Genomic DNA, 11,274 nt, shown 5'->3' with positions numbered 1-11,274 from the left:
GCAGGCTGGCGGCCGCCCGGTCGCGATGTCACCCGGATTTCCGGCGGGCGCCGCCTTGCGGCGTCCGGTGCGCTGCGCTCGAGCCGGTGACCTGCGTCCGTGACGCCCCGGCCCGGCGGGCTCAGCCCCGTACGCGATGCCGGACCGTGGATCCCGACCGGTCCTTGACGACCTCCAGCTGGGCGGGGATCCGTGCCTTGAGGTCGGCGACATGGCTGACGATGCCGACGCTGCGGTCGCGTTCGCGCAGCGAGTCCAGGACGTCCAGCACCTCGTCCAGGGTCTGTTCGTCCAGGCTGCCGAACCCCTCGTCGATGAAGAGGGTGTCCAGCCGGGTGCCGCCCGCCTCGTCGGTGACGACATCGGCGAGACCGAGCGCCAGCGCCAGCGAGGCGAAGAAGGTCTCCCCGCCGGAGAGGCTGGAGGTGTCCCGTTCCTGGCCGGTCCAGGAGTCGATGACATGCAGGCCGAGTCCGGAGCGCCGGGCGCCGCCGGCCCGTTCGTCGGAGTGGACGAGGGTGTAGCGGCCGCCGGACATCCGCTGCAGCCGGGCCGTGGCTGCGGCCGCCACCTGTTCGAGCCGGGCGGCCAGCACATACGACTCCAGGCGCATCCGCCGCTCGTTCTCCGCGGACGTACCGGAGGCGAGTCCGGCGAGGCCGGCGATGCGGTCGTGGGCGGTGCGAAGGGGGGCGAGGGCGCGGGCGTCGGCCTCGGCGCGGGCGGAGAGCCGGTCGAGCTCGGCGCAGCGGTCCCGGGCCGCGGCGTGGCCGGCCGAGGCGGTGCGCAGCCGCGCGGCCGCGGCCTGCTGCGCGCTCTGGGCGGCGGCCGGGTCGGCGGGCGGCAGCGCCGCGGCGGCGGCCGCCCCGGGGTCGGCCAGCTCCGCCTGCACAGCGGCGGATTCGGCCTGCCAGTCGTCGAGCCGCTGCTGCAGCTCCCGCCAGGCGTCGTCCCGCAGCAGGGCCTCGGCGGCGGCCTGCGGGGTGTCGAACCCGGCGCGGTAGGCGGCGTCGGACAGCCCGGCGTCGGCGTCCTTGAGCCGCTGGGCGCAGCCGTCGGCCGTACGGGCCGCCTCCGCCGCGGCGGCGAGCAGGGCCACCTGCCGCTCCAGTCGCGCGGCCCGGTCGGCCACGCTCGGGCAGTCGCCCCGCGCCCGGGTCAGTTCCTCTTCCAGGGCGGCCCGTTCGCGGTCCAGCGCGTCGCGGTGGGAGGTACGGGCAGCGGCCCGGCGTTCGGCCTGCTGCTGCTCGGCGCGGCGCCGTTCGTATGCGTGCTCGGCGCTGTCGAGGGCCTCGCGGGCGGCGGGGAGGTCGGCGCCGAGCGCCCGGGCGCGGGCGAAGTCGGCGCGCAACTCCTCGACTTCCGCGGCGAGTTCGCCGGTCGGGGTGTCGCCGGCCGTGGCGGCAGCGGCGGCCAGCGCTTCCTTGGCCGACTGGCGGCGGGCCTCCGCCTGCTGCCGTGCCTCCTCGGTCCGGCGGTGGGCCTCCAGTGCGGCTTCCTCGGCCGCCCGGTCGACATGGCCGGCTCCGGCGCGGGCCGGGTCGGGGTGCTCGGTCGCCCCGCACACCGCGCACGGCCGGCCCTCGCGCAGCTTGTCTGCGAGCTCGGCGGCGATCCCGCGCAGCCTGCGGTCCTTGAGGTCGAGCCAGTGCTCATGGGCCGCCGCGGACCGTTCCCGGGCGGTGAGCAGCTCGTTCTCCGCCGACTCCACGTCGGCGCCGAGGCGGTCGCGGCGGCGGGCCGCCTCATACCGTTCGGCGGCCGGTGCGATCCGGGCGGCGAGCTGTTCGGCGCGGGTGGCGGCTTCCTGGGCGGTGTCGATGCGCTGCCGGTGGGCGCGCTGGGTGTCGCCCCATCCGGCGAGCCACTCGGCGGCTTCCCGCAGGGTCTGCTCGTCGGCACGGGCCGCCCGGTCGAGGGCGGCGCGCTCCCGGCCGATGTCGGCGGCCCGCTGCTCGGCCCGCCGGGCCGCCGCGAGTGCGCCCAGGTCCTCCCTCACCTGGCGTTCCGTCGAGGCGAGTTGATCGCTCTCGGCGTCGGTGAGGGCGGCCGGCAGCGGGCTTCTGTGCCGGCGCTCGGCGCGCTGGGCGGCGTCCAGTTCGTGCCAGGCGGCATCGCGCAGGGCGAGCGCGGGCGCGACCTCCGCGGCCGCGCGGGCCCGCTCCAGCCGCTCGCGGGTGCGCTCCCGCTCCTCGGCACGGGCTTCGAGCCGGGCGGCCCGCTCCCGGGCGTCCGCGTGGCGCTGCTGGAGCCGGTGGCGCTCACGGGCCTCTTCCCACCGCCGGGCCGCCCGATTCTCCGCGTCCTCGGCGGCGCGCTCCGCGGCATGGGCGACGGCCAGCCGCTCCCGCGCGCTCACCCGGGCGACGGCGGCCCTGACCAGCACCGCTTCCGCGAACCCCGGCTCGCCGGGGCCCGGTGCCGGCGGGGCCTCCCCGGCTGCTGCACGGGCCGCCCCGCGCCCGCCGCCCTCCACGGGTCCGGCCTGCCCCGGTACGGTCGCCCTCCGCGCCGCCGTCGTGGCCGTCCCGGCCGTCGTCGACGAGGCCCGGCCGCGGCCGCGTGCCGGAGCGCCCGCTGCCGCCTGCCCGGCCCGGTCCGGCGCGGGGACCGACGGATCGGTGAGATCGGCGCTCTCCCCGGCCGCCTGCGCCATCCGGTGCACCAGCGCCAGCAGCCGTTCGTCGCCCGCCGTGACCGTGTCCGCGGCGGCCTTGCGGCGCGCGTTCAACTGCTCTTCGAGGGCCGCGAACCGCCGGGTGTCGAAGAGCCGCCCCAGCAGCCGCGACCGGGCCTCCGCATCGGCCCGCAGGAAGCGCGCGAAGTCGCCCTGCGGCAGCAGCACGACCTGGCAGAACTGCTCCTTGCTCATCCCGAGGAGCTGGCCGATCTCCTCACCGATCTCCTGGTGCGAGCGGCTCAGCGCCTTCCAGTGACCGCCCGCGCCGTCCGCGAGCCCCTCGCCGTCCGCCGCTCCCCCGGCGTCCGCCCCGGCCGGCACGAACTCCCGCAGCCTGCTCTGCGCCTTCTCCTTGGTCGTACCGCTGCCCCGCTTCTTGGGGCGCGGCTGTTCGGGGAGCCGGGTGATCTCCAAACGCCGTTCCGCCACGGTCAGTTCGAGGACGACCTCGGTGAGGGTCAGCGGGTCGGCCAGATCACTGCGCAGCGCCTGCCCGCTCTGCCGCGCCCCGGGCACCGACCCGTACAGCGCGAAGCACACCGCGTCCAGGACCGAGGTCTTGCCCGCGCCGGTCGGGCCGTGCAGCAGGAACAGCCCGTCCCGCGAGAGCCGGTCGAAGTCGATGCTCTGGGTGCCGCCGAAGGGTCCGAAGGCGGTGAGGGAGAGCCGGTGCAGCCTCAACGCGCCACCTCGGCCGCCATGTCGTCGAGGCGCACCTCGTCGATCGCCGAGCGCAGTTCGCTCCGCTCCTGCTCATCGGCCGACCGGCCGGAGCGCACGTGTTCCACGAAGTCCTCGGCGATCTCCTGGTCGCTGCGCCCGCGCAGCCGCTGCGCGTACGAGGCCAGCGAGCGGGCGGGAGCCTCGTCGGGGTCGAAGACGAGGCTGACGATGTGCGGGAAGCGCCGCGCGAGCCGGGCCATGGGCTCGTGCGGGCGGACGGTGTCGGTGAGCGTGGCCTCCACCCAGGACTCCTCGTGCCGGGCGTGCTCCGGGTCCTCCAGCACCTGCTCCAGCGGCCCCCGCAGTCGGGCCAGCGGCCGCGGCACCGGGCAGTCCACCCGCTCCGCCTGCACGGTCCCGTCCGCGTCGAGATCGACGATCCATGACGACTTGCGGTGGCCGGCCTCGGAGAAGGAGTAGGCGAGCGGCGATCCGGAGTAGCGGACCCGCTCGGTGAGCGTCTGGCAGCCGTGCAGATGCCCGAGGGCGGCGTAGTCGACCCCGTCGAACACGGCCACGGGGACGGAGGCGACCCCGCCGACGGTGATGTCGCGCTCGCTGTCGCTGACCGCGCCACCGGTGACGAAGGCGTGCGCAAGCACCACCGAGCGGGTCCCCGCGGGCCGGCCGCCGAGGTCGGCCCGCACCCGGTCCATCGCGGCCCCCAGCACCTCCGCATGGTCGGCCCGCCGTGCGCCGAGCGTGTCGCGCACCATGGCGGGTTCCAGATACGGCAGTCCGTAGAGGGCCACCGGACCGTGGGCGTCGGAGAGCAGCACGGGGGTGCCGCAGCCGGCCGGGTCCGTACGGAGGTGGATGCCGGCCTGCTCCATCAACCCCGCACCGACGCCCAGCCGGCGCGCGGAGTCGTGGTTGCCGGAGATCATCACGGTCGGGACGCCGAGCGCGGAGAGCCGGTGCAGGGCGTCGTCGAAGAGTTCGACCGCGGCCAGCGGCGGCACGGCCCGGTCGTAGACGTCACCGGCCACCAGCACCGCGTCGACGTCCCGCGCGCGCACCGTCTCGACGAGATGATCGAGGAACGCGCGCTGGGCGGCGAGCAGGCTCACGCGGTGAAAGGACCGCCCCAGATGCCAGTCGGACGTGTGCAGAAATCTCACCTGGCGACTCCGGCCTGCATCGTCTTCCCCTCCCTGGACCTTCAGTCGGCACGTCCGGCGCCGGCTGCGGCACGCCCCCGCTCCCTCACGGCCCTCATTCTCGCACCCACCTGTGACATCACCTGTCCGTCGAGGAAGGCCGTGATCCGCGCGTCGCCGCGGACCGGCCGACGAGCCCCCGCCTCCGGTCGGCAGCGGACCCGGTCCCCACAGACCGCCGCACCGAACAGAGGGAAGCATCGAACGGGCGAACGACTCCGGAGGCCGGCCGAAGCGCCGGGGAGACGCACCAGCCGCCGGGCACCGACCACCGCAATTCACCGGATGGGCACACGCCTCACGGTTACTCCCGCCAGGCTTGGGTACCGTCGGCACCTCGCCCCACGGCCGGGCCGCACACCCCAAGGCCCCGCAAGCCGCCGACCGAGGGAAGCCGGTCCCGGAGGGGCCGAAGACCGGGCGACGCACCAGCCCCCTTGCTCCAAACGCCACGGCATCAAACCACATTTATGCCCTGAAAGTGTGAAACGTTTGAAAATTCCCTCACGATCCGGCCGCCCGCGCCGATGTGAAGTAACAGGAAGCGGCAGTGAGCCGCTTGGATCGATCGGGAGATTGTTATGTCACGGATGACGCGGGTGGCTGCTGTGGCCGCTCTTGCGGCCAGTACTGCCCTGGGCGGCGTTTCGGTTGCGTTCGCAGACAGTGGCGCGGCCGGCGGCGCGGCCAACTCGCCTGGAGTGTTGTCGGGCAATGCCATTCAGGTCCCGGTCCACATTCCGGTCAACGTGTGTGGCAACACCGTCAATATCGTGGGGCTCCTCAACCCGGCCTTCGGCAACACCTGCATCAACGGCCTCCACCGCCAGGTGATTGTCCGCCACCACAAGGTCGTGAAGCGCGTCGTCAAGCACGTCGTGCACAAGAAGCACCACAAGAAGCACTACCCGGCCGGTGGCATCCACACCGGCGGCGGCGGTATGGCCGGCTAGATCAGGGACCGTCCCGGGCGTGGCCGGTGATCGCGCCACCGCCCGGGACAGCCACTGACCCCTTGCATCACCAGGCCCGAGGCCGGGCCGTATCCACCGATAGCCCTTCCACCTTCATCGGAGGAGACGCCCCGGCCTCGGGCTTTTTGCTGCCTTCCGGCAGCCCGGGCCCGGCCGCCCGGGAGGCACCCTCGCCCTGCCGTCGGTCTCAGGTCCCCCCGGCAGTCCCCACCGCGCCCTCGCTGCCCCGCTCCCCCTCGTCTGCGCCGGGGTGCTCGGTGTCCGGGTCCGCGCCGTGCAGGTACTCCTCGCTGATCCGCTTCGGCCCGAACGGCCACTCCTTCTCGTAGCGGGCCCAGGCGAGGAAGGCCACGACCCCCGCACCGACCCATGCCAGCGACCATTCGATGGGGTGCCTGCCGGGCGAGTTGGCGTCCGCGTAGCCGTAGATCACCAGCCAGCCGACCAGGCCCACGATGCTCGGCAGGGGGTAGAGCCACATCCGGTACGGGCGGCGCAGGCCCGGCTGGCGGCGGCGCAGCACGGTGACCGCGGCGATCTGGGCCAGCGCCTGCACGATCACCATGACGGTGGTCAGCAACTGGATGATGGTGGCCAGGTCGGTGTGCCGCCCGAGGAGGAAGCCCGCGGCCATCACCGCCCCCATGGTCAGCAGGCCCAGCACGGGGAAGCGGTGACGAGGGTGGAGCGTGCCGTACGGGCGGAAGAAGACCCGGTCGCGGGCGGCGTCGTAGGGGACCCGGGAGCCGCCGAGGAGGCCGGTGAACACGGAGGCGACGGCGGTGACGAGGATGAGTACGGTCACGGTGCCGGCGGCGCCCTTGCCCCAGGCCCGCTCCAGCACGGCGGAGGCGACGGAGGAGGACGCCGTGGAGTGCGGGTCGAGCATGTCCTTCCAGTCCACGATGCCCAGGGTGCCGATCTGCAGCAGCAGATAGATCGTCATGATGCCGACGATCGAGGTCATGATGGCGCGGGGGATGGTGCGTCCCGGCTGTCTGATCTCGGCGCCCATGTACGCGATGGTGTTGTAGCCGAGGTAGTCGTAGATGCCGATCGTCAGGCCGGCCGCGAAGCCGGTCCAGAAGTGACCGGACGTCAGCTCGAAGGCGTGGGCGGGGTAGGTGAAAGCGCGCTCGGGGCTGAAGTGGGTGAAGGCGGCGGCGATGACCAGGGCGACGGAGGCGATCATCACCGTCCACAGCACGACGGTGAGCTTGGCGATGTTCTCCACCCGCCGCCACAGCAGCGCGATGATGCCCGCGGTGACGACGAGGCCGACGAGGTCGCCCTGACCCGGGCTCATGTCCGGCCACAGGTAGCCGAGGTACTGCACGAAGCCGATCACGCCGGTCGACATCCCCAGCGGGATGAACAGCATGGCCGTCCAGACGAACAGGAACGGCATCAGCTTGCCGGTGCGGTACTGGAACGCCTGCCGCAGATAGACGTAGCTGCCTCCCGCGCCGGGCAGCGACGCACCCAGCTCGGCCCAGACCAGCCCGTCCGCGAGCGCCAGGACCGCACCCGCCAGGAACCCGGTCACGGCCTGCGGTCCGCCGAACGCCGCGACCATCAGCGGGATGGTCACAAAGGGCCCGATCCCGCACATCTGGCTCATGTTGATGGCGGTGGCCTGGAACAAACCGATCCGGCGGACGAATCCCACGCGCTCATCGAGGAGTTCGGGCATCGCGGCCCCCTTCTCGTGCCGGCACGGGCACCTGTGTCGCGGCCCGTTCTCACCGCGCCACAGGCTGGCACGATCGGCGCCCCGGCGCACCGGTGCGGGCCGGACTTTCCGCCGCGGTCCGCAGCCCTCGCTCCGGCCGTCGCGGGCCCGGTGCCGCACGGCGCGACGGCAGGGCGGCGGAAACCGCGGGCCGGCACGGGGCGGCAAGGCAGCGGGACGGCGCGGGGCGGCCGTCCCGCCGTTCAGAGATCCCCGTACGCCTCGCCGCCGAGTTCCGTCCTCGCCGTGCCGGCGGTGATGTCCGCGAGCCAGGCGCGGAAGGCATCGAGGTCGGCCTCGGGCAGTCCGACCTCGATGCTGACCTCCGCTCCGTAGGTGACCTCGCGCACCGCCCGGCCCGTGGTGCGCAGATCGTTCTCCACCCGGCCCGCGCGCTGGTGGTCGACGGTGATCGTGACCAGGCGGAAGCGCTGCCGGGTGACCGTGCCCAGCGCGTCCAGTGCCTCGCCGACGACGCCGCCGTACGCACGGATGAGGCCGCCTGCGCCCAGCTTCACCCCGCCGAAGTAGCGGGTGACGACGGCGACGACGTAGCGGACCTCACGGCGCACCAGCATCTGCAGCATGGGCACGCCCGCGGTGCCGCCCGGCTCGCCGTCGTCGCTCGCCTTCTGGATGCCGCCGTCGGCGCCCAGGACGTAGGCGAAGCAGTGGTGGCGGGCGGTGGGGTGCTCCTTGCGGATGCGCGCGATGAAGTCCTGGGCCTCGGCCTCGGTCGCGACGGGCGCGAGCGCACAGAGGAAGCGGGACTTGTTGATCTCGATCTCGTGGACACCCTCGCGCGCGAGCGTGCGGTACTGCTCCTGCATCGGACCAGCCTATGCGGCCCCTGTGACATGCGGACACGCGCGGCCCGGCCGGACCGCGCCGCGCTGGGGTGTCCGCCGTAAGGGCGCGGGTGTCCGCCGTACGGGCGCAGTCGGCGCGGCCAGGCGGCGTACCCACCCCGTCCGCACGGTGCGTCGGTGCGACGTCCGCCCCGGCCGTGGGCACTGTGAGGTCAGTGCGAGAGCCTCGTGTTTCCGGGGCCCCGCTCGTACATGTAGGAACGGCGGGTTTGCGGAGGGCTGCATGGAAGAGAGCACACAGTCGGCGATGACGGCGGGCGTTCCCGTGACGGGCGAGGAGATGCCCGAGCCCCCACCGGAGGTCATCGAGGCGGCACGCCAGGCACCCGACCACTGGCTGGCCATGGTGGATCTGACCTGGCAGGGAGAGGGGCCACCGCCCCTCTGGGCGCTGATCGGGCAATGGCGCTCGGACGCGGACGGCGAGATCGTCGAGTGGCGCGACAATCCGGAGTACCGGCCGTCGCCGCAGATGCTGGACTGGCCGGAGCCGACCGACGCGGTCGACGGCGCGCTGCAGCTCGCCGCGACCGGCTACGGGCCGGGAGAGGCCGTCTCGCAGGCGCTGGCCTGCGCGGAGGTCTCCGTCCTGGTGACCGCGACCGGTACGCCACTGGCCGCCGCCTCGCCCGAGGGCACCCCGGTGATCCCCGTGTACACCTCGACGGGCTACCTCGAATCGGTGGGCCGTCTGCTGTACGACCGGCGGACGGTGGCCGAGCTCGTCGAACAGCTGCCGCCGGGCCATGCGCTGTACCTCAACCCGACGGGTCCGGTGAGCATGCTGGTGGACACCGAGGAGCTGCGCGCCACGCTGGCCGAGGCGTCCGGCACGGCGGACGAGACGCGGGACGCGGCCGCCGTGCCGGTGGCCCCGCGCCCGGGTACCGGCGCCGGCGGCGCCGAGCCGGTGGCCGGCGGACGGGGCATCGGCAAGCCGGCCCGCGCCGCGAAGGGCAGCACCGTCGTCGGAGCCGGTATGGCCGGCAGTGGGATGGCCCGCGGCGCCAACTGAGCCGCCGGCACCGAAGACCCGCCCCGCCCGTCTTCCCCTTCGGGCGGGGCGCTTGCCGTGCGGCGCGCGCCGGTCGATGCACGTCGCACGCCTTGTCGGCCGCCGCGACGGGAATCTCCGGGTCGTGCCGTCCGTTGAGCGCACAAGACCCTTCCAGCGCAGGAGGCAGTGCGTGTACGGCGACCCCAGCACGATCCGCAGGATCCTCACCGAGCTCGGCGACACCTGGGCCGTCGTGGGCCTGTCCAACAACGAGCAGCGCGCGGCGCACGGTGTCGCCGAGGTGCTGCAGCGCTATGGCAAGCGGATCGTTCCGGTGCATCCGAAGGCCGAGACCGTGCACGGCGAGCGGGGGTACCCCTCGCTGGCCGCGATTCCCTTCCCGGTCGATGTGGTCGATGTGTTCGTCAACAGCGAGCAGGCGGGCGGCATCGCCGACGAGGCCGTGGCGATCGGGGCGAAGGCGGTCTGGTTCCAGCTCGGGGTGGTCGACGAGGCGGCCTGGCACCGTCTGCACGACTCCGGTCTCGCCATGGTGATGGACCGCTGTCCGGCCATTGAGATACCCCGTTTGGGCTGAGCGGCGGATGCGTTAGCGTCCCGGCATGATCGCGCCCCGCGCCGCTGTTCCCGAGGATGCCGCCGAGCTGGTCCGGTTGCGCCGCCTGATGTTCCGCGCCATGAACGGGCGGGATGTGCCCGGGAGTTGGGAGCGGGACGCGGAGGAGACGGCGCATCGGCAGCTGACCGGGCCGCGGGCGCGGCTGGCCGGTTTCGTGGTGCCGGGTGACGAGGCCGGTGCCCCGCACCTCGCCGCGTGCGCGCTCGGGACGGTCGAGGAGCGGCTGCCGTCACCGAGTCATCCGGCGGGACGCTTCGGCTTCGTCTTCAACGTCTGTACGGATCCCCGCTACCGGGGCCGCGGCTGTGCACGTGCCACGACGCAGGCGCTGCTGGCCTGGTTCGCCGAGCAGGGTGTCACCCGGGTCGATCTGCACGCCACGGACGACGCCGAGCCGCTGTACCGGAGCCTGGGGTTCGCCGAGCACGCCACGGCGCTGTCACTGGACCTGCCTTCCGGCGCGGGGGCTTCGTCCCCCGCGGCCCCGGCCCGCCTCCTGCCCCGCCCCGGCCCCACCGCGCCGTCCGGGAAATGCGATTGACGCCGGCAAGCGCCCGGCGGTCGGATGGCGCCCCATGAGCACAGAGCAGATGCACCCCGGCGTCCATCCCCTCGACGAGGGCCTCGTACGGCGGCTGGTCGCCGGGCAGTTCCCGCGGTGGGCTGGGCAGGCGGTGCGGCGGGTTCCGTCCGGCGGCACGGTCAATGCCATGTACCGGCTGGGCGACGCCATGGTCGTACGGCTGCCGCTGACGCGGGGCGGGGCCGCGGACATAGCGAGGGAACGGGAGTGGCTGCCGCGCCTGGCGGCCCGGTTGCCCACCGCCGTCCCGGAGGTGCTCGGGGCCGGGGAGCCCGCGGAAGGGTATCCGTGGCCGTGGTCGGTGTACCGGTGGCTGGCGGGCACGAACCCCGAGGCGGGGGCGCTGAGCGAGCCGGCGCTGCTGGCCGGGGATCTGGCGGGGTTCGTGGCGGCGATGCGGAGCATCGGCCTGCCGGGCGCGCCGGAGGCCTACCGCGGCGGACCGGTCGCCACGCTCGACGCGTCGACCCGGGCGGCGATCGAGGCGCTGCGCGGGATTCCGCAGGAGGGCGTCGACTGCGATGCCGCGACCGCCGTGTGGGAGGAGGCGCTGCGGGCCCCGGGCCGGGACGGGCCGCCGGTGTGGCTGCACGGCGATCTGATGCCGGGCAACCTGCTGGTGGACGGCGGCAGACTGGCCTCGGTGATCGACTTCGGGTGCATGGGGGTGGGCGATCCGGCCTGCGATCTGTTCCCGGCGTGGAACCTGCTGCCGGCACACGCGCGGCAGGTCTTCCGCGAGGCTCTCGGCGTGGACGACGCCTCCTGGGCCCGCGGCCGGGGGCGGACGCTCTCGCAGGCGCTGATCGCGCTGCCGCACTACCGCAGGACCAACCCGTCGATGGCGGCGAACGCCCGGCATGTGATCCGGGCGGTGCTGGAAGAGGGCTGAGGCGGCCGCGTACCAGCGGCGTCG

Annotated in this window: 8 protein-coding genes and 1 pseudogene; 5 read left to right on the top strand and 4 right to left on the bottom strand. The window is 74.0% G+C overall.

Annotation, left to right across the window (positions count from 1 at the left end; translation table 11 throughout):
• Positions 1-121 precede the first annotated feature (121 nt).
• Both AB0411_RS05465 and AB0411_RS05460 read right to left on the bottom strand, forming a co-directional pair.
• Positions 122-3,361 (bottom strand): SMC family ATPase, encoded by a 3,240-nt coding sequence (locus AB0411_RS05465; RefSeq protein ID WP_366415909.1) that lies wholly within the window; start codon positions 3,359-3,361, stop codon positions 122-124.
• Complete coding sequence (locus tag AB0411_RS05460) at positions 3,358-4,524, bottom strand: exonuclease SbcCD subunit D (protein WP_366415908.1); 1,167 nt, start codon at positions 4,522-4,524, stop codon at positions 3,358-3,360. Before AB0411_RS05460 ends, AB0411_RS05465 begins: the two co-directional genes overlap by 4 nt.
• A 620-nt stretch (positions 4,525-5,144) precedes the next feature.
• Here AB0411_RS05460 and AB0411_RS38065 point away from each other — a divergent pair.
• A pseudogene (locus AB0411_RS38065) lies at positions 5,145-5,378 on the top strand (chaplin); the annotation flags it as partial.
• A gap of 346 nt (positions 5,379-5,724) precedes the next feature.
• Here the strand turns inward: AB0411_RS38065 and AB0411_RS05450 are convergent.
• On the bottom strand, positions 5,725-7,230 hold the full coding sequence (locus AB0411_RS05450) for an APC family permease (protein ID WP_366415907.1): 1,506 nt from the start codon (positions 7,228-7,230) through the stop codon (positions 5,725-5,727).
• A 242-nt stretch (positions 7,231-7,472) separates the two neighbouring features.
• Positions 7,473-8,099: a YigZ family protein gene (locus AB0411_RS05445; protein ID WP_366415906.1), complete on the bottom strand. Its 627-nt coding sequence runs from the start codon at positions 8,097-8,099 to the stop codon at positions 7,473-7,475.
• Between the two features lie 262 nt (positions 8,100-8,361).
• On the opposite strand from AB0411_RS05445, the gene AB0411_RS05440 reads away from it, so the two are divergent.
• The 4 genes from AB0411_RS05440 (at position 8,362) to AB0411_RS05425 (ending at position 11,250) form a co-directional block, all read left to right on the top strand.
• Positions 8,362-9,153 carry a type VII secretion system-associated protein gene (locus AB0411_RS05440; protein ID WP_366415905.1) on the top strand — a complete coding sequence of 264 codons (792 nt, stop codon included), beginning with the start codon at positions 8,362-8,364 and terminating at the stop codon, positions 9,151-9,153.
• Positions 9,154-9,325: 172 nt separating this feature from the next.
• A complete protein-coding gene (locus tag AB0411_RS05435) occupies positions 9,326-9,733 on the top strand; it encodes a CoA-binding protein (protein ID WP_366415904.1) in 408 nt (135 codons plus the stop codon).
• Positions 9,734-9,758: 25 nt separating this feature from the next.
• Positions 9,759-10,316 (top strand): GNAT family N-acetyltransferase, encoded by a 558-nt coding sequence (locus tag AB0411_RS05430; protein ID WP_366415903.1) that lies wholly within the window; start codon positions 9,759-9,761, stop codon positions 10,314-10,316.
• Positions 10,317-10,350: 34 nt separating this feature from the next.
• Positions 10,351-11,250: an aminoglycoside phosphotransferase family protein gene (locus AB0411_RS05425; protein ID WP_366415902.1), complete on the top strand. Its 900-nt coding sequence runs from the start codon at positions 10,351-10,353 to the stop codon at positions 11,248-11,250.
• Positions 11,251-11,274 lie beyond the last annotated feature (24 nt).

Origin of the sequence: Streptomyces angustmyceticus (assembly GCF_040701845.1) — a bacterium.
Classification (GTDB): Bacteria; Actinomycetota; Actinomycetes; order Streptomycetales; family Streptomycetaceae; genus Streptomyces; species Streptomyces angustmyceticus_A.
The sequence above is the reverse complement of the archived record's forward strand: the minus strand, read 5'-3'. Positions and strand labels throughout refer to the sequence as shown.

Bases quoted from the DNA above. Each gene is read 5' to 3' on its own strand.
- AB0411_RS05445 (WP_366415906.1), bottom strand. From the start codon at position 8,099: ATGCAGGAGCAGTACCGCACGCTCGCGCGCGAGGGTGTCCACGAGATC.
- AB0411_RS05430 (WP_366415903.1), top strand. From the start codon at position 9,759: ATGATCGCGCCCCGCGCCGCTGTTCCCGAGGATGCCGCCGAGCTGGTC.
- AB0411_RS05450 (WP_366415907.1), bottom strand. From the start codon at position 7,230: ATGCCCGAACTCCTCGATGAGCGCGTGGGATTCGTCCGCCGGATCGGT.
- AB0411_RS05425 (WP_366415902.1), top strand. From the start codon at position 10,351: ATGAGCACAGAGCAGATGCACCCCGGCGTCCATCCCCTCGACGAGGGC.
- AB0411_RS05440 (WP_366415905.1), top strand. From the start codon at position 8,362: ATGGAAGAGAGCACACAGTCGGCGATGACGGCGGGCGTTCCCGTGACG.